The sequence below is a fragment of the Flammeovirga pectinis genome (assembly GCF_003970675.1).
Classification (GTDB): domain Bacteria; phylum Bacteroidota; class Bacteroidia; order Cytophagales; family Flammeovirgaceae; genus Flammeovirga; species Flammeovirga pectinis.
Window position 1 is genome coordinate 1924635 of sequence record NZ_CP034562.1, and the last position, 19354, is coordinate 1943988.

Annotated in this window: 12 protein-coding genes; 1 reads left to right on the forward strand and 11 read right to left on the reverse strand. The window is 33.3% G+C overall.

Features of this window, described 5'->3' with window-relative positions:
* Nucleotides 1–46: 46 nt before the first annotated feature.
* From EI427_RS07690 to EI427_RS07705, 4 genes are all read right to left on the reverse strand, one after another.
* Entirely contained in the window at nt 47–3097 is a 3051-nt protein-coding gene (locus tag EI427_RS07690) for a GH92 family glycosyl hydrolase (RefSeq protein WP_126613343.1), read from the reverse strand.
* A 6-nt stretch (nt 3098–3103) separates the two neighbouring features.
* Nucleotides 3104–5314, reverse strand: coding sequence for a beta-N-acetylhexosaminidase (locus EI427_RS07695; protein ID WP_126613345.1), 2211 nt, complete (start codon nt 5312–5314; stop codon nt 3104–3106).
* Nucleotides 5315–5396: 82 nt separating this feature from the next.
* Entirely contained in the window at nt 5397–7610 is a 2214-nt protein-coding gene (locus tag EI427_RS07700) for a GH92 family glycosyl hydrolase (protein WP_126613347.1), read from the reverse strand.
* Nucleotides 7611–7655: 45 nt separating this feature from the next.
* On the reverse strand, nt 7656–8636 hold the full coding sequence (locus tag EI427_RS07705; RefSeq protein ID WP_126613349.1) for an isoaspartyl peptidase/L-asparaginase family protein: 981 nt from the start codon (nt 8634–8636) through the stop codon (nt 7656–7658).
* A 290-nt stretch (nt 8637–8926) separates the two neighbouring features.
* Here EI427_RS07705 and EI427_RS07710 point away from each other — a divergent pair, with 290 nt between their 5' ends.
* Nucleotides 8927–10558 (forward strand): acyl-CoA carboxylase subunit beta, encoded by a 1632-nt coding sequence (locus tag EI427_RS07710; protein ID WP_126613351.1) that lies wholly within the window; start codon nt 8927–8929, stop codon nt 10556–10558.
* Nucleotide 10559: 1 nt separating this feature from the next.
* On the opposite strand, the gene EI427_RS07715 is transcribed toward EI427_RS07710, so the two are convergent.
* The 7 genes from EI427_RS07715 to EI427_RS07745 form a co-directional block, all read right to left on the reverse strand.
* Nucleotides 10560–11021: a hypothetical protein gene (locus tag EI427_RS07715; RefSeq protein WP_126613354.1), complete on the reverse strand. Its 462-nt coding sequence runs from the start codon at nt 11019–11021 to the stop codon at nt 10560–10562.
* Nucleotides 11022–11157: 136 nt separating this feature from the next.
* Nucleotides 11158–12117 carry a hypothetical protein gene (locus EI427_RS07720; RefSeq protein WP_126613356.1) on the reverse strand — a complete coding sequence of 320 codons (960 nt, stop codon included), beginning with the start codon at nt 12115–12117 and terminating at the stop codon, nt 11158–11160.
* Between the two features lie 9 nt (nt 12118–12126).
* Nucleotides 12127–12534 (reverse strand): ExbD/TolR family protein, encoded by a 408-nt coding sequence (locus EI427_RS07725; RefSeq protein WP_126613358.1) that lies wholly within the window; start codon nt 12532–12534, stop codon nt 12127–12129.
* An 8-nt stretch (nt 12535–12542) separates the two neighbouring features.
* Entirely contained in the window at nt 12543–13229 is a 687-nt protein-coding gene (locus EI427_RS07730; protein WP_240655360.1) for a MotA/TolQ/ExbB proton channel family protein, read from the reverse strand.
* 35 nt (nt 13230–13264) lie between these two features.
* Nucleotides 13265–14248 (reverse strand): SPOR domain-containing protein, encoded by a 984-nt coding sequence (locus EI427_RS07735; protein WP_126613360.1) that lies wholly within the window; start codon nt 14246–14248, stop codon nt 13265–13267.
* 158 nt (nt 14249–14406) lie between these two features.
* Nucleotides 14407–16110 carry a hypothetical protein gene (locus EI427_RS07740; RefSeq protein ID WP_126613361.1) on the reverse strand — a complete coding sequence of 568 codons (1704 nt, stop codon included), beginning with the start codon at nt 16108–16110 and terminating at the stop codon, nt 14407–14409.
* Between the two features lie 14 nt (nt 16111–16124).
* Nucleotides 16125–19163: a tetratricopeptide repeat protein gene (locus EI427_RS07745; RefSeq protein ID WP_126613362.1), complete on the reverse strand. Its 3039-nt coding sequence runs from the start codon at nt 19161–19163 to the stop codon at nt 16125–16127.
* Between the last annotated feature and the right edge of the window lie 191 nt (nt 19164–19354).

Below are 19354 nucleotides of genomic sequence, written 5' to 3' on the forward strand. Positions count from 1 at the left end.
TTTTATAATAAAATGGAGGCAAGTTAACCCTGCCCCCATATAGTAGTTATTCAATTACAATTTCATCAGTAAACATCCAAGGTTTATTTCCTCCACCCGGATGCCAATTTGGTAAGGCATCAAACGGAGTTGCCACTACTTTTATAAATCTAAATTCTTTTGTAGTAGGTACCTTTGTGCTAAATCTTGTTACACTAATAGTTGGATGATCATTTGGCATTTCAGTATTCTGAACACTGATCTCATTAAATTCAATACCATCTGCTGAAACAAAGAATTTAATTTCTTTAGGTAGAAATACCCAAGAAGACGTGTTTTGTAAGAAGCCAATCGATATCTGATGCAAATTTTCTTTTTTACCTAAATCAATAACAGCTTCTAAATCCTGACCAGAAACACCATCCCATTTCCCATCTCTTAAATTATCAGATGCATAAACACCATCAAGGATACCGTTAGGTCCAGCATCATATGTTGCATTTTTATCATAATTGATGGCTAAAATTGGATATTCACCACCCGTCTGATAAAACGCTTTCTTAAAACTAAAGTCAGAAACTTTACTCGTTACACCTAACTCATTTACAGCAATTGCTTTTAATGTAGTTGATTTCTCTAAAGAGAAGGCTTCTGTAAATAGTTTAGATTTATCTGTAGGTTCTGTTCCATCTAAAGTATAATAGATAGACACATTTGGTGTCATATCTTTTAATGTTACAGATGTTGTTTCATTAAAAATTACAGACTTATTAGTAATGTAAGGTCTAAATACTTCTTCAGTTGATTCGATTATAGAAGCTGCTTCTGAAGGTGCTACCGCAAAAGATGTTGGCCTCGCAGCTTTCTCTTTTCCCCAAGTAGATTGATGTGCTGACATTTCCATCTCTAGAACACCACCTTTTTCAATCGTTTCATGTGATAAGTATGTCTGATTAAATGCCTTATCATCTAGCGTTGCCGATGATATATACATGTTATTGACATTGTTATTTTCAGCCTGAATAACAAAATCATTACCATTATCTAAATGAATAGTCACTTTACCAAAAGCAGGACTACCAATAATGTATTGTCCGTCTGCTGGGTTTACTGGATAGAATCCCATTGCTGAGAATACATACCAAGCTGACATCTGACCACAATCTTCATTACCACTCAAGCCATCTCTTTCTGCAGTATACATTTCATCCAATACTTGACAAATGCGTTCTTGTGTTTTAAATGGTTCTCCAGCATAATTATAAAGATAAATAACATGGTGTGAAGGTTCATTTCCTTGAGCATATTGCCCTATTAGTCCCGTTACATCATGAGCCATGTGATTATCATTTACAGCTTCTTGCTCAAACATTCTATCAATCTTTGCAATAAAATTTGCATCACCGCCATGAAGATCAATTAGTCCGTTAATATCTTGAGGTGCAAAGAAGTTATAATGCCATGCGTTTCCTTCAGTATAATCTCCAGCTCCTAATAAAGAAATTTTCATCGGATCAAAAGGTGTAGTCCAAACACCATACATGTCTTTTCCTCTTAAAAACCCTGTTTCTTTATCATAGAGTTTTTTATAATTTAAAGCTCTATTTACATATTTCTTATACTCTTCCGTTTTTCCTAATTTTTTAGCAACTTCTGCTACAGTCCACATATCGTAGGCATATTCAACCCCTTTTGACACCGCATTTGCTTCTTTTTCTACAGGAATAAAACCTTCAGAATTAAACCAATCTAAACCTCTTCGAGGATCTTCTGCCGCAGCAACTAAAGCTTTATAAGCAAGTTCCTGATCAAAATTTGCTTGTCCTTTTAAGATTGCATCTGCAATTACTGGGGCAGAATGAAATCCAATCATCGTACCTGTTTCATTAGCTGATAACTCCCAAATTGGTAATTGTCCAGATTGCTCGTATTTAGCAAGCATTGATTTAACAAAGTCGTTATTTTCTTTTGGAGCAATTAAGGTAAATAATGGATGGGTTGCTCTAAATGTATCCCATAAAGAAAACAGTGTGTAATTCGTAAAACCTTCAGCTTTATGTATTTTCTGATCCATGCCTCTGTATTGATGATCAACATCCATATATACATTAGGAGCAATCATTGTATGGTACAAAGCAGTATAAAATATCGTTTTTTGAACTTTATCAGAACCTTCTGCTTCAATTTTAGATAATCTTTCATTCCAAACTGCATCTGCATTTTTACGTACAGCGTCAAAATCAAAACCATTCGTTTCAGCTTCTAAATTTTTTCTAGCACCCTCTACAGACACACCAGAAATAGCCACTTTCACAATTACTTCCTCATCTAGATCTGTTTCATAATTGATAACAGCTTTCACATCTGTTCCATGAACTTCCGTTGCGTTATCTATTAAAGAAGATGCTTTAACTCCTTGTATAGATTTAAACGGTTTAGAAAATTGGGCAACAAAGTATACATATTGATCTCTAGCCCAACCCGAAGATCTTCTTAAGCCTACAATTTCATTATTTGCAGTTACTTTAAACCAAGTATCTCTTGCTGTATCTGAAATACCATGTTTTAAATCTAAGATGATATGTGCTTCATCAGATTTTGGAAAAGTATACTTATGTAAACCAACGCGTGTAGTTGCCGTTAATTCTACACCTACTTTATAATCATCTAAATAAACGCTGTAAAAACCAGGTCTAGCTTCTTCATTTACATGCTCAAATCTAGATCTATATCCTTCGTCAGGGTTTTCTTTAGAACCTGCTTCTGTTTTAATTTCCCCTACAGTTGGCATTAATAAAATATCTCCATAATCTCCTCCACCAGTTCCTGATAGATGCGTATGAGAGAATCCCATTACCGAATTATCTGAAGAATGGTATCCAGAACACCAATCCCAACCTTCTATTCCTGTATCTGGACTTAATTGCACCATACCGAATGGCATTGTTGCCCCCGGGAAAGTATGACCATGTGCACTTGTTCCAATAAATGGATCAACAAAAGTAGTGTAAGTAGTTTCTTCAGGTTCATCCTGATTACTACTTGCAACATTATTTAAATGAGATACACAACTAAATACTAGAGGTATCCAAAGTAAAGAGATTATTAAGCGAGACATATTTATTTATTTTACAATTATTTCATCTATAAAAATGTAGGACGGATTTCCTTCTCCAGGATGCCCTTTAGGCAATACTCCTCCACTTTTATAAACTACTTTAATAGATTTTACATTTTCTATTTGAGAGGAAAGTTGAAGTTTTTTATTCCATACTTGTCCTTTTTGGTCTTTAATTCCTTTAGCAAGTTTTTCTAAACTTTTAAAGTCTTTTCCATCTTTAGAATAATAAAATTCGACTCCTTTAGGTAACGCTATCCAAGAACCGAGCTCTTCAAAAGCACTTACCTTTATAGAATTAATTGATTGAGGTGTATCCCAAGTTAAAGTTGCTACAACATCGCTGCCAACAAATCCTTGCCAATTACCATCTCTAAAAGTAGTCGCACTTCCTATTCTACTATCAATTAAAGTCCTCTGCCCTATACATGCGTAATCTTTACTTGGAGGAACTGAAAGACTGATATTTGCTGAATTTCCTTTATGAAGAATGAACGTATACACTTTCTCTTCTCCGTAAGGTTTATCACCTCTAAAACCTTGAAATTTTATTTCTCCTGATGTTGATATAGTAATAGGTTCTTGATAAGGAATGTAAGAGGTACTATTTGCAGGTTTATATTTAACATCAATTCCTTCTATCAAAGGTTCTATTGCTATTGTAAATTTACCACCCACTTCTTCAGTAGATATGTTCATTACTTTTGATGATGGTCCAAAAGCAACTCCTTTTCGATCTAAAAATGAATATTGACCTAAAACTCTATTGTGAAATTCTGGATATCCATCTTCTTTAGTTCCTGTCCATAATGCTTCTGATAATGCCAATAACCTTGGGAAAGTTTGAAAATCTAAACGTTTCTTGTTTGGTATTCTCTCCGACCATAGTGTACATTCACCCCCAATAATATGCTTTGCAATAGCCGGTGATACACCTTTAGGAATTGGGTTGTAATTATACACTTGTTCCAAATCTGTTGTTTCAATATCATAATCAAAATAACACATCCCTGTTGGAGACACAATCACATCATTACCCATTAAGGCAATTTTTCTTACTGCATCTTGATCGTGAAAATCACGCCATAATTGAACAGTTGCTGTTTCAGAAAGACCTCCTTCTAAAATTTCATCCCATCCAATCATCTTCTTACCATTTTTATTTACAATCTTTTCTATTTGATGTATATAAAAACTTTGTAATTGATGTTCATCAGCTAAACCTTCTTTTTTTATTTTAGCTTGGCATTTATCGCATTCTTTCCATCTATCTTTCGGGCATTCATCTCCACCAATATGCATATACTTTGATGGGAATAAAGGCATGATCTCTTCTAAAATATTTTCTATAAACGTATATGTATTATCATTACCAGCACATAAAACATCCATATTTACACCCCAATCGTTCCAAACCTCAAAAGGGCCTCCTGTACAAGAGTATTCTGGGTAAGATGCTAATGCTGCTACCATATGTCCAGGCATATCAATTTCAGGAATTACTTCTATCCCTCTTTTTTGAGCATATGCAACAACATCCTTAATTTCTTCTTGCGTATAAAAACCACCATATTTAGAACCATCTTTTTCAGTTCTCCAAGCACTATTTTCTGTAAGCTTAGGGTATTTCTTAATCTCAATTCTCCAACCTTGATCTTCCGTTAAATGCCAATGGAATTTATTCATTTTGTAATGAGCCATCAAATCTAAATATTCTTTGATCTCATCCGTTGTAAAAAAGTGTCTACTCACATCTAACATCATTCCTCTCCAAGGAAATTTTGGCGTATCAGAAATAGATACCAAAGGAACTTCTCCAGATTCAGGTATTAATTGAATTAAAGTTTCTAAACCATACATCAACCCTTGTTCAGTAGTTGCAGTAATTTTTATATTATTTGAGGAAACATCTAAAGTATAAGCTTCAACTCTATTTGTAGTATTATCTATTTTTAGAGTGATATCACCTCCAGTATCAACCTCTATTAATGATATAGCTGTTAACTCTTTTACTTCCGTTTTAAATTTTGATAGTCCTAGTTTTTCATTGCCGTTATTTTGATATGCTATTGTCATATCCTTTCTTAATTCAAAAAAAGACTCCCCCCAAGTTATATTTTGAGGCAAAGGTATTAATGACGGTCTTTCTACCTTTTGCTCTGAGCAACTTCCTAAAAGAAGTGTTACTATAAATAATGTAAATAAGTTAAGTTTCATTTCTCAGTCTTTAGTTTTAGTAGTTGAATGCACCTCGTTATGAGGTGCATTCTATGTATATATGGTAGTATGTGTAATTGTATTATCTAATGAACTCTAAAGTTCCTCCTTTCATTAATTCCGTATGTGAGATCTTCCAATTCTTTATTTCTTTTCCATTAAATAAAACTTTAGAAGCAGTTGGATTTTCGTCGGTCATCTCCATTCCTAATACGGTAAGTGTATTGCCATTACCTAAAGTAACTGTGGCTTTTTTAAATAATGGAGTACCTAAATCATACATTGCATTCCCTGGGTTTACAGGGTATAAACCTAAAGAACTTAGAATAAACCAAGATGACATTTGTCCGCAATCTTCGTTACCACAAACACCATCAGGTGTAGATTTATATTGCGTATTCATAATCTCTCTAAGTAACTTCTGTCCTTTTTCAGGCTTATTAATATAATTATATAAGTAAGCTACATGATGAGATGGTTCGTTACCATGAGCGTATTGTCCAATCATTCCTGTAGAAAAAATTGGCAACTCATCATCAGCTGTAGGATAGTAAGTAAACATCGAATCTAATTTTTGTTCAAAACGATCATTACCTCCTAAAGCTTCAATTAAACCTTCTATGTTTTGAGGTACATAGAAGAAGTACTGCCAAGCATTACTTTCACAGAAATGATCTGTATAATCTTTAGCAACAAAATCTTTAATAAAATTCCCTTTTGCATCTTTAGGACGCATAAAAGAAGATTCGTTATCATAAACATTTCTCCAATTCTCTGCTCTTTTCGCGAAGTAATTGTAATCTTTTGTTTTCCCTAGTGCCTGAGCAAATTCAGCTACACACCAATCGTCGTATGCATATTCTAACGTTTTAGAAACTGACCAATTTTCATGATCATAATTTAAAGGAACGTAACCATACTTCATATAATTGGCCATTTCATCACCTTCTTTGTTCATTGCAGATGCTTTACAAGCTCTATATGCCTTATCAACATCAAAACCTTTAATTCCTTTAAAATAGGCATCTGTAATAATTGGCACCGCATGATATCCAATCATCATATTAGTTTCATTCCCTTTCATAGACCAAACTGGTAACAAACCTGTTTCATCATAATGTGCTAAAAATGAATTTATCATATCGGGAACACGCTGTGTATGAATCATTGTATACAATGGGTGTGCAGCTCTGTAAGTATCCCATAAAGAAAAAGTATCATATCTTTTAAAACCTTCTGCTTTATGTGTTTTTTGATCAGCGCCTTTGTATTCTCCGTTCACATCAGAATATAACGTTGGAGCTAATAATGATTGATACATTGCCGTATAAAACACTTTTCTATGTTCTTCATTCATTGTTTCAATCTTAATTTTTGACAACTCCGCTTCCCAAACATCAGATGCTTCTTTTCTTACATTATCAAAATTCCATGACGTATTTTCAGTCATTAAATTCTCTTCAGCACCTTCTATACTTACAGAAGATAATGCTACTTTTAATAATACTTCATTCTTTGCTTTAGGTGTATCAAAATGAAAATATGCTCTTGTCATTTTCCCTTTAATCTCTTTACCTTCAACTTTCTTTAAAGCTCCATTTTCAGAATTAACCAATTCAAAAGATGTAAATGGAACGCTAAATTTTGCAATGAAGTGTTCTTTCTGAACGGCCGCCCAACCAGAAGAGTAACGATATCCAACAACCGTTTGGTTATCAATTACTTTAAAATAAGTATCAGTAGGTCCATCCCAATTTAATGCATACCCTAAGTTGATATAGATTTGAGAATCATCATCTTTAGGGAAAGTATATTTATGAAAACCAGTTCTCTCTGTAGCAGTCATTTCTGCCTGAATATCGTAATCCAATAAGTCTACAGAATAAAAACCTGGTTCAGCATGTTCTTGATCGTGAGAAAATAAAGACACTGGTCTTACATTTCCATTTTCAACAATTGTTCTATTTGATTTACTATTAAGAGGCATTACAAGTATATCATACAAATCTCCAGCCCCCGTTCCTGTAAGGTGAGTATGAGAGAAACCAGCAATAGTAGAATCAGGCCAAAAATAACCTGCAATTCTATCCCAACCCCCATAACCATTGTCTGGACTTAATTGTACCATACCATGCGGAACTGTTGCTCCTGGGTATGTATTACCAGGTCCATCTGTTCCAACAAATGGGTTTACATAATTTGTATACCTCTCTTTTTGTGTATTCTTTACATCTTTATTATTTCCACAAGAAACAAAAAGAAGTAACGTGATAAATGATAGTAATAATGATTTCATTTTAATGACATTAATTGTAGTAGTTTGATTAGTTCTAGCTAAGGATTACCACTTTATTTTAAATTCGGCATCCTCCATTCTATTTCCTTTTGCAGTATCTACAACAGCAAAATTGAACCCGTTTCTGATACTGAAACCGCCATATTCACCGTCTTTATTTATTGCAATAAAACCTACTTGAAGGTTTTCCATTTTATTTTTATGCGTGTGCATTATTCTTTGTACAGCCATTTCGCAAGCCTCTGCAGGAGATTTACCATTTCTCATGTGTTCTACAACCATTGCAGAACCAGCCGTTCTAATTACTGCCTCACCTAACCCTGTTGCACAAGCGGCACCAATTTCACCATCTACAAATAAACCAGCTCCAATTAATGGAGAATCTCCAACTCTTCCGTGCATTTTATATGCAGCTCCAGAAGTAGTACATGCACCAGCAATATGTCCTTTTGCATCTATTGCTAAAGCACCAATTGTATCATGGTTTTCGATATTAATAACTGGCTTATATTCTGATTTCTTTAACCACTCTTCCCAATCTTTTTTAGATTTTTCAGTTAGCAGATTTTCTGATTTAAAGCCTTGGTCTAGTGCAAACTGTTTAGCTCCTTCACCTACTATCATTGCATGAGGTGTTTTTTCCATTACTAAACGAGCTACAGAAATTGGGTGCATTATGTCTTCAATAAAAGCTACTGCACCACATTCGTATTCATGGTTCATGATACAAGCATCAAGCGTAACTTTTCCATCACGGTCTGGTAATCCTCCATAACCAACACTTCTTTCATTTGGATCAGCTTCAGGAACTCTAACGCCTGCTTCTACTGCATCTAAAGAAGAACCTCCATTTTCTAAAATCTCCCATCCTGCTGCATTAGCACCAAAACCATGGTTCCAAGTAGAAATCATTAAAGGTTTATTCCCTTTTCTTTTACCTGCAAATGAAAAAGATTGTAATGTTGGAGTTAATAAAGCGGCTGATGATAATGCCGAAAATTTAAGAAAATCTCTTCTGCTACGCATGCTAATATTGATTGATAGGTAATGCACTTATTTATTGGTGTTAAATTTACACACTACATCACAAAAACGCACAAAAACGCACAAACAAGCCTGTTTAAATGATATATATTAACATAATCGTGCAAGAAAACGCAACGAGTGTAATCGTAAACTATGAACATATACCATTGAGGATCATAAATTGATGAGTTTATTTTATTAAAAAAACAGATAATTGATTTAAATATTTGAGAATCTATGCAATACTTGTAATTTCAAATAATGAACTATTTCATACCAATAAAACACATATGAACACTAACCAAAACTCATCTCAACCTACCTCATTTCAAGCTTTAATTGACGAACTAAAAGCAAAGCGTGAAAAGGTATTTTTAGGAGGTGGTCAGAAGAAAATTGATAAACACAAAGCAAAAGGAAAACTCACGGCAAGAGAACGTGTTGATTTATTAATCGACAGTAAAGAATCTTTTATTGAGATCGGTACTTTTACCGGAGAAGACATGTACAAAGAGCATGGAGGATGCCCTTCAGGCGGTGTAATTGTTGGCATTGGGAAGGTAGCTAAAAGACAATGCGTAATTGTGGCAAATGATGCAACTGTAAAGGCTGGAGCTTGGTTTCCTATCACAGGAAAAAAGAACCTTAGAGCACAAGAAATTGCAATTGAAAATAAAATCCCAATTATTTATTTAGTTGATAGCGCTGGAGTTTACCTCCCTTTACAAGATGAGATTTTCCCTGATAAAGAACACTTTGGAAGAATATTCAGAAACAATGCTATAATGTCTTCCGAAGGGATTCCTCAAATTGCAGCAATTATGGGGAGTTGCGTTGCAGGTGGAGCATACTTACCTATTATGTCTGATGAAGCACTTATTGTTGAAGGAACAGGATCTGTATTTTTAGCAGGTTCTTATCTTGTAAAATCTGCAATTGGAGAGTCTATTGATAATGAAACATTAGGTGGAGCCACAACGCATTCAGAGATTTCTGGTGTAACAGACTACAAATGTGAAAACGATGAAGCCTGTTTAATTCAGATACGAAGTTTGATGGATAAAATGGGACATAATCCTAAGGCAGGATTTGACCGTTCTACTCCTGTTCTTCCTAAGAAACTAACTTCTGAATTAGTTGATCTATTACCTATTGATCGAACGAAACCATATAATATGGTTGAAATAATTCAACGTATTGTTGATAATTCTGAATTTGAGCAATACAAAGAAGGTTACGGCCAAAGTATATTATGTGGTTATGCTAGAATTGATGGATGGGCAGTTGGTATTGTCGCAAACCAAAGAACAATAGTAAAGTCTAAAACTGGCGAAATGCAAATGGGTGGTGTAATTTACTCTGATTCAGCAGATAAATCAGCTCGCTTTATTATGAACTGTAACCAGAAAAAAATCCCTTTACTCTTTATACATGATGTTACCGGATTTATGGTAGGTAGTAGATCTGAACACAATGGAATTATTAAAGACGGTGCTAAAATGGTGAATGCAATGAGTAATTCCGTTGTACCAAAATTTAGTCTTGTAGTAGGTAATTCGTATGGTGCTGGAAATTATGCCATGTGTGGAAAAGCATACGATCCTAGATTAATGCTTGCATGGCCAACTTCTCAGATTGCTGTAATGAGTGGAAAATCTGCTGCAACTACTCTTTTACAAATTAAAATAGCCACATTAAAAGGGCAAGGAAAAGAACTTTCTAAAGAAGATGAAAAAGAGTTATTTGATGAAATCAAAACAAAATATGACTCTCAACTTTCTCCATATTATGCAGCTTCTCGATTATGGATTGATGAAGTTATTGCACCTAATGAAACAAGGAAATATCTATCATTAGGAATTGAAGCAGCAAATCATGCTCCTATTGAAAAACGCTTTAATGTAGGTGTTATTCAAGCATAAATTAAATTGAGGTAGGGTTATACACTCCTAAACCAGGGTTTGCTCCAATTGGAGCATATTCTTGAAATTTTTGTTTAGGAAATCCTGCCTTTATTAATATCGTTGAAACCGCAGAATGACAATTCCCTTCTGTTTCTGGTGTTTCGATATTCACTTCATATTCCAAACCTAAAGCATTAAACTCTTTATTGGCAAGGACAATAGCATTAATAGTATCAGGTAAACTTGTCTCAACAAACTTCATAATATTTATGCAGCCTAAAATTGATTTATTTGTAATAGTTCCTTCACTATATAACGTATTTGTCTCTTGTATCAATTTATCTTTTTTGAATGAAATTGTATATTCAATAATTTCTATCTCTCCATTTTCACTATGGATATATATAAAAGAATGAGATGCTATTGGAAGTATCTTTTCTAAAAAGAAAGGGAGGTTTAAAGGTCTTGTTACTAACCACACACCAGGTTTATCAAAGTTAGGAGACTTATCTACTAGGTATTCGAAGTCAAATAAGTTGAGTATATATTGATAAATAGTTAGTTAATCTAAAATAGTTTTATAATAAAAAAGGAGAAGCTTTCACTTCCCCTTTAAATTATTTTGAACGTATAATAAAAGTAATTCGTCCTGTTGTTATACTTGACCCAACACCTTCTGTGGAAGTTGGTTCAAATGCTAATTGTTCTACAGCACTCTTATATTTATCAACTACTTGTTTTGTTACTGATCTAAATAACGTTTTTACAGAAATTACTTCTCCAAAATCATCAACTTGAATCTCAAAAACAATTTTACCTGTTTCATGAGAATCATCTACAACATTTGGCGGGTCAATCCAATTCCAACCTGGCATATTTAATGCAGAACCGCCACTGCCACCTTTAGAATCCATTAATGCATCTGCATTTACTGTTCCATGCTTACTACCTTGGTCACCTTTTGCTCCTTCAACATCTCCATTATTATTCTGTTTAGAAGCGTCCGTTTTGCCTGTAGACCCATCTGGTTTTGCCATTAATGTAGATGTATTAGGCTTCACTACTTTTGGTGGAGGAGTTTCTTTTTTCTCAACAGGTTTAGGATCTTTTTTAGGATCTGGCTGTTTCTTCTCTACTTTTTTTACAACTACTTTTGGTTTCTCTACAGTTTCTACAGACTCCTCAACGGGTGCATCTGTTACAGCTGTAGGTTGTTGGCTTGTTTCTTCCACAGGGTCTGGAGTTGGTGCAACTTCAGCAGGAGGTTCTGGTTCCTCAATTGTTTCTTCAATTACTTCAGGAGGTGCTTGTTCTTCTATTTCTGGAGAAGGCTTTGGCTCATCTAATGAATTCTCTTCTGAAGTAGTTGGTGTTTCTTCTTGCTGTTTTCCAAAACCAGCATCATCCAATCCAAAATTAACCTCAATACCATATTGAGGAATTGGAGGATCTGGAGGAGACCATACTATTGTAAACCATGCTATAACTAAAATTATTACAACAGAGAGTATTGTTACAAGAACTGATATATTCCTATTTTTCTTTTCTTGCTTTATTTCATAAGGTGATTTTTCCATATCAAATAATTATTTACCTACTGTAGCAGTAGGTTTTGTAGCAATAGAAACTTTAGCTTTTAATCCTGTTGCAATACCTGCTACATTTACTAAATGTTGAACAGATACATCTTTATCAACAGTTAAAACAACTACTCCTTCTTGTTTTGCAGGTAATACTGCTCTTAATTCATCTTCTAAAAAACTAAGAGGCACTTCTACTTCGTTAACATAATAATGAAGATCTTTTGTAATACTTACATACACTTTTGGCATTACCTTTTTAGCTGCCTTACTACTCGGTACAGCAATAGGAAGCCCTGAAGGAGTTACAAAGTTAGATGTTAGCATAAAGAACACCAATAACAAGAAAATCATGTCTGTCATTGATGACATATTAAAAGTAGGATCGATTTTATTTTCTGGTTTTAATCCCATAATCTTAATTAATTAGGTGATTGTAATAACTCAATAAATTCGATTGTAACTACTTCCATCTTATGTACAACATCTTCAATTTGTCTTACAAGAAAGTTATACGATATATAAGCAAAAATACCAACAGCTAGTCCTCCAGCAGTTGTAATCATAGCTTCATAAATGCCAGATGATAATAATTTTGGACTTACAGAACCTTCTTCTTGAGAGATTGCTATAAACGCATTTATCATACCTATTACAGTACCAAAGAAACCAATCATTGGTGCTGCTCCAGAGATCATACCTACTGTTGCTACAGATTTTTCTAATTTGTATAGTTCTACCTTAGCTATATTTTCAATACTCTTTTCTATTGTATTTAAATTTGAAGAAATATGTTTAAGACCTGCTTCTAACATTTTCCCCATTGGAGTAGTATCTCTCGCACAATATTTTTTGGCAGCATCAATATCGCCTTTAAGTACTTGTGCTTTAACTTTATCTAATAATGCTCTAGGGTCTTTTTTTGCTTTTCGTATTGTTAGTACTCTATTGACTAAAATATACATTGCAATCACAAATAGAACACCTAGAATTACCATTGTAATCCCACCTTTTTCTATCAATTCAAAAAGTGATACACTTTCTTCTATAGTTGCTGCCATACCATTGGCAGGCATTTCTGTTCCTTGTAAAACGGACAATAAATTCATGTTATTTGTTAGTGAAAAAGTCTTTATTTATTCGATTAATAACGCCACACCCAAGCTCCTTTAAATGCTCTTTGAGTACTCTCTAAGTCAGCTTTAGCATCTTTATGAGATTGATACCCTTTTATGGCTACTCTATATTTCCCTTTAGAAACAATCACGCCAACATCATCAAAGCCTTTCTTTTTAGCCTGTTTAATGGCTGCATCTGCTTGTTTTTGATTGTTAAACGATGAAATCACAATATGATAATGCCCATCAGAATGCCCCGGTCTTCCCGTTTCTTCTTCTACAAACACCTCTTCCGTAACTTCTACTTCTTGAATATCATCATTTACTTTTTTGATATCAATTGTTGTTGTTTTCACATCAATTTCATTGTCCTCTTCTTGAATAGTTTCCTCTTCAATAACTTCTTCTTGTTGAGTTTCTTGTTCTGTTTTTACAACTACTGGAGTTGTAGGTTTAATTAAAAAGTAACCTACTGCAGTAAGAAGAAGTATTACAGGAATAGAAACATATAACCAAACTGGTTTAGAACTTTTCTCTTCCTCTTCTTCTTCTAACTCACTATATTCTTCCTCTTCGTCTTGAATATCATTTTCCATTAAAGGAGTAGCTGTAATTTTAGGCAACCCAAAACTATCAGGTTCTATATTACTTTCAGATCTTTGTCTAAAACTAGTTTCTCCACTCTCATCAGTAAGAAAATAACCTAAATCTCCAATCGGTGCTATTTCTCCATCGTCTAAACGTTGCTGAAGATTTGCAACAAACATACTTACTTGAATCGCCACTTCGTCTTCATCTAAATCTTCTGTTTTAGAAATGAAAGTTACTAACGAATACATCTCTATATCATCTTCTGCTGATGAGAAAGAAATAGATACATGAGGAGGTTTAATTATGTTTCCTGATGGCGACACTTCTGCTCCACTTTCTTCAGACCAAAAGGTTCCCAAATCCGGTACAACGACCACACCCCAATCAAGAAGTGCACTTTTAATAGCTTCAGCAATCATGTAATATATTTTTATAAAGAGTAATGCTCAAAAAAAAGTTAGCAGCGTAATTATTTATATTTCAAACTTTAAAAATGACATTTATAAAGTGATATACAACACAGCTACTTATAAAAATAGGCATTCATTTACATAAAAACCTACTTTTTAATCATAAATTAAAATCTATAGCTTACACCTGCAAGTAATTGAAAACCTTTAACATTATATCTGTAATACTTTTGATAATTCTGAGAGAATAAATTATTCACCAATGCAAAAGCACCAAAATTGTCATTTATAGCATATTGGGCACTTAAATTCATATCAAAAATCACAGGTAAACTAAGTGTTTCTTGTTGTAAGGTAGTCTCGTTTACAGTTAATGCTTTTATTCCAATTTCATTATAAATTGTTGCTCCAAACGTCCATTTAGATAAGTATTTATATTTTACTCCTACTGTATTTACAGCCAATGGTCTATGGTATGCATCTTGAATAATACTATCGTTTAAGCTATACATGTTCCAATCTGTAGAAGCGGTTACTGACCACTCTCTTTTAGACCACGAACCTGAAACATTTACATTAAAAACACCTGTATTATTTTCTGTAGCATATAACATATCAAATCTAGAAACATCTGTAAGGTCGTTTACTAAAAATCCCATATTCTGAGAAATAGCATACCCTAAACTTCCTCTAATTCCAATATTATCTATTACTATAGCGTCAACACCGAGCTTAATATCAATCAATCTATTTTCATGTAAGAGTGATAAATTATTACTTACCCATGGGTTCATTGTTGTTACAGATTTGTAATTTACAAGATCTAAATCTCCTTTAATTTCTAAAAACGCAGCCAATGCTTCTTCTTCTATCGTATATTCTACAAACACATCTGGATAAATGTAGAAATTCTTATCATAACTAGAAGTATCTCCACTGTACGCTATTTTAGCCCCAGCTTTTATATATAAATCATCTATTCTGGTTTCATATGCCGCTCCAAATTTAAACCAATTTCTATTTTGATTAATATCGACATCAGAGGTTGTCTTATTTGAATATTGATTTATTGCTGCAACAAATTCTCCTATAATCTTTGAATTATCATCTAATTCATAATTACCGTTTACATCAATCCCAACCTCAAACTCTGCAGCGTTGTAATGATCATAACTATAATCAAAAAACAAATCTCCTTTAATTGAAAAATCTTGACCAGTAACATAAGAAGGCATTTCGTGTCCAATTTTAAAATTGATATTCGAAACAATCTGCTTAATACTATCTTGATCCACTAAGGTTTCATCACCTTCAAAACCATAAAAGTGAGTTCCTACTCTATTAAAGTTTAGAGAAACTGACGATGTTCCATAATCAGAATAATACTTTCCAAAACCATCAATTGTATTTAAACTCCCTGCCGACAATTTCCTATAAACTGCACCCTCCTGAGAAGATTTATGCAAAAGATGAAATCCAAAATCTAAATTCGGGTTCGTATTATTATTTATACCCGCTTCAACAAATGGGGTAACAAAATTTCCATAACCTAAACGGATATATTTGTCATAAAATGTTTTTTCTTCGTGCCCATCTAATACTGCTGGTAATTGCTTTGGAATAGAATCTTGTATATCTACTTCGACTAGCTCTAAGTCATATTGTTGGGGTGTAGGCTGAATGTTTTTCTGAATTCTCTTAATTTTTTCATACTCTCTACCAACTACCATTGGTAAATCATAATTAGAAATTTTTTCAATAATTACTTCAGCATTATCCAAATCAGAACTCTGAGAAGTCGACTGATTTGATTGTCCAAAAACATTAGCAGTACTCAACATTATCACTGCCAATCCGATATATTGTTTCATTCTTGTCATGATAATTATTGATTTTCTTTAGTTGGAGTTGGCGTGCTATTCGTTTTCAATTGTTCTATATCTTTCAATCTCTGTGCTGCTTGTACTTTATACTCGGGTATATCACTACCACTAATTATAGATTCTAATGTCGCTTTCGCTTGAAATAAATCATTTAGAGAGATATAATTTTCAGCAATTAGTAAATATGCTTTATTAATCCATTCAGAATAACTAGCATAATTTTTCTGTACTTCGATTAATGCTTTTGTGCTTTCGTTATAATTCTCCATTACTCTAAAAGTTTTACCTAATAGATACTGAGCCTCTGCACCTATCTGGCTATTTGCTTTATTGGCAATCGCATCAAATGAGGTTAAAGCATTTGTATATTTCTTCTCTTCTAAATCAATTTTAGCAAGGTATAGTTCAGCTTCAAAAACATATCTTTTTATATTTTGATCTATAATTTTAGTTGCGTAAGCTTTACAAGCCGAATAATCTTTCACCTGAAATTCAGCTTTCATTAACCCAACATAAACTGCCCATTTACTCGTCTTTCTGATTGCTACTTTTTCTAATTCAACAAAAGTGACTATCGCATCATCGTATTTTTCTAACATTAATTGCAACTCGCCTATATATCTTAATGCTTTTTCTTTTAATGGCATTCCATTCACTTTTTGGAAAGAGGCAATTGCTAACTCTTTTTGATCTTTAATTTTATATGTGATTCCTAATGCCTGATTTGCTTCATCAGCAACAGAAGAATTAACTGGAGCTTTTACTAAAAAATCATTTAAAGATATAATTGCTTGATCATAATTTTTTTCTTGAAATGGTTTAATTGCCATTTCAAAATCTCCTTGAAGAGTTGCTGTGCTCATTGGATTTGCTTCATCAAACTTATGTCTATATAAAGCCATATCCGATATTACATGTCCACTTGCATTCAAACCTTGTAATGAAGTAATTGCTGCTTCTGCAAATTTTGAAGTTGGTGCAGTATCAATAACATTTTTATAATCTGTTTCTGCATTATCTAATTCACCTTCCAACTTATAACACAATGCCCTTTTTAATAAAGAAGGAACATATACATTAGTTTTTTCGTACCTAGAAATTACTTTCGTAAACTGACTTATTGCTTCTCCATTTCTATCTGCTTCTGCCATCATTAACCCTGATTGGAAGTATGATAAAGGTGCAAAAGGTGTTTCCCCATATTTTTCTCCTACTTGCTGATACATCCTAAAGGCCTCATCATTGTTGCTTCCTAATGCTCTGTAGGTTTGTGCTTTTTGATAATTAATATAAGCTACATCTTTAGAACCAGCACTTATTGCCATATCATAAGACCTTTGTGCTACATGGTAATTCGAAATCCCAAAATAACAATCTGCTCTTCTTAGAACTGCCTCAGCAACCTTTTCTCTTGCCTCTTTTTCTTTTCTACCAAGGTTGATATACTTTGTGAAATAGTCTATACCTAATTGATATTCCTGCTTTGCATAAAAAGCATACCCTCTTCCAAACAACGATGCAACATGAAATTTTGAATCATTTGGTACTTCATCATAAGCCGTAATTGCTGAATCTAATTGAGAAATACTCGTGTAAGTCTCTCCTAGCCAAAAATTTGATGCATCATATATTTCATCACTCATTGGATATTTCTGAGACTTCAAAAGCATATCAATTGCACCTCTTGCATTATTATCATTGGCATTTTCTACTGCTTTATTAAAAGCAGCTTCTTGATACGCTTGTTTTGTCTCTTCGTTATTCACACCAATTCTATCAAAAACTTCAAGTGCTTTATTGTAATCACCTGAATTTACATAAGAAATTTGAAGATATTCATGAACTTCACTATCATATTCAGAATCCGGAAAATCGAACAAAAATAACTCACAGGCATCACCCACCTGTGTATAAAGCCCTAATTCAAACTGAACTTTAATAAAATTATAAGATGCTTGTTTTTGAATTTCTTTATTGAATGATAATTTTCTAGACTTCTCAAATGCTAAAAGAGCTTTATCTTTTTGGTTTAATTCTATACTTACCGCACCCAAATCATAGGCTGCAATCTGAGCTAATTCATCATTCCCGTCTGATGCAACAGATAATGGTTGCACAGCTTTTTCAGGAAAACCTTCCTTATAGTTAGTAAAACCAATCTGGTAGGCTGTATTTCTATCAATAACTTGAACAGGAACTTCTGCTAAATAATCATTAAAATAAATTAATGCTGTTGCGTAATCTTTTTTGGTATAATATACTTTTCCCGTAAATAATAAAGCATCAGTTGGTAAATGAATACCTTTGCTCTTAGCATCTTTCACTAATGCCAACATTTTATCTTCTTGCCCAAGAGCATAATAAGCTAATGGCAATATTGAATAGGTATAGGTACTTATTTCTTTATCAGAAAGAGATTTCTCTAAGTCCTTAATAGATTGTTCGTACTCTTTTTGATCATACTCTATGTAACCCGCGTAATAGCTTGATTTTAGAGCATAAGGATGAGTTCCCTTCTTTAAAACTTGGAATAGCTTGTTCGCTTCTTTGGTTTTCCCTTGATCAAAATTAGAATACGCAGCCTGATAAGCAATTTTTATATCGTCATCATCATAAAAATCAAAATAAGGATCTTTATCAAATGCTGCCAATGCTTTTTCATATTCACCTTTTTCAAAATAATAGGATCCTAAAACTTTATACGCTTTTACAGATAAAGGATGGACAGGATATGTATTTACGAAACTTTCAATTTGGCTTTTAGCTTCTGGATGTTGCAATTCTAAATTACAGACTGCAATATAAAAATGAGCTTCTACACATTTTTCATCTTCACCGCAATGCTTTGATTCAAAAAGCTCGAATTCTCTACGGGCTGCAGAAAAATTATTCTCGTTATATAGAACAATTGCCTTATTAAACAGTTTTACATTGTCAGAATAATATAACGACTCTTGAGCAGAAAGATTATTACTGAATAATAAAAGAACTAAGCAGCTTGTTAGAAGATCTATTTTAATATTCTTGAAATGACTTATCATTTTTTAAAAACTATGTTAAGGAGTGAATAGTAATTTAGATTCACATTAAAAAGTATACAAAAATTATAAATATTATGCTGTAATAAAAGATTTATAAGTTTTGATTTTTGTGTTTTTTTGATATCAAAAAGATAAAAATTAAATATTCATTAATTTATTGAAAAATCCTCTATTATATCAGCTCATTAATG

Bases quoted from the DNA above. Each gene is read 5' to 3' on its own strand.
- EI427_RS07690 (WP_126613343.1), bottom strand. From the start codon at position 3,097: ATGTCTCGCTTAATAATCTCTTTACTTTGGATACCTCTAGTATTTAGT.
- EI427_RS07695 (WP_126613345.1), bottom strand. From the start codon at position 5,314: ATGAAACTTAACTTATTTACATTATTTATAGTAACACTTCTTTTAGGA.
- EI427_RS07700 (WP_126613347.1), bottom strand. From the start codon at position 7,610: ATGAAATCATTATTACTATCATTTATCACGTTACTTCTTTTTGTTTCT.
- EI427_RS07705 (WP_126613349.1), bottom strand. From the start codon at position 8,636: ATGCGTAGCAGAAGAGATTTTCTTAAATTTTCGGCATTATCATCAGCC.
- EI427_RS07710 (WP_126613351.1), top strand. From the start codon at position 8,927: ATGAACACTAACCAAAACTCATCTCAACCTACCTCATTTCAAGCTTTA.
- EI427_RS07720 (WP_126613356.1), bottom strand. From the start codon at position 12,117: ATGGAAAAATCACCTTATGAAATAAAGCAAGAAAAGAAAAATAGGAAT.
- EI427_RS07725 (WP_126613358.1), bottom strand. From the start codon at position 12,534: ATGGGATTAAAACCAGAAAATAAAATCGATCCTACTTTTAATATGTCA.
- EI427_RS07730 (WP_240655360.1), bottom strand. From the start codon at position 13,229: ATGAATTTATTGTCCGTTTTACAAGGAACAGAAATGCCTGCCAATGGT.
- EI427_RS07735 (WP_126613360.1), bottom strand. From the start codon at position 14,248: ATGATTGCTGAAGCTATTAAAAGTGCACTTCTTGATTGGGGTGTGGTC.
- EI427_RS07740 (WP_126613361.1), bottom strand. From the start codon at position 16,110: ATGAAACAATATATCGGATTGGCAGTGATAATGTTGAGTACTGCTAAT.
- EI427_RS07745 (WP_126613362.1), bottom strand. From the start codon at position 19,163: ATGATAAGTCATTTCAAGAATATTAAAATAGATCTTCTAACAAGCTGC.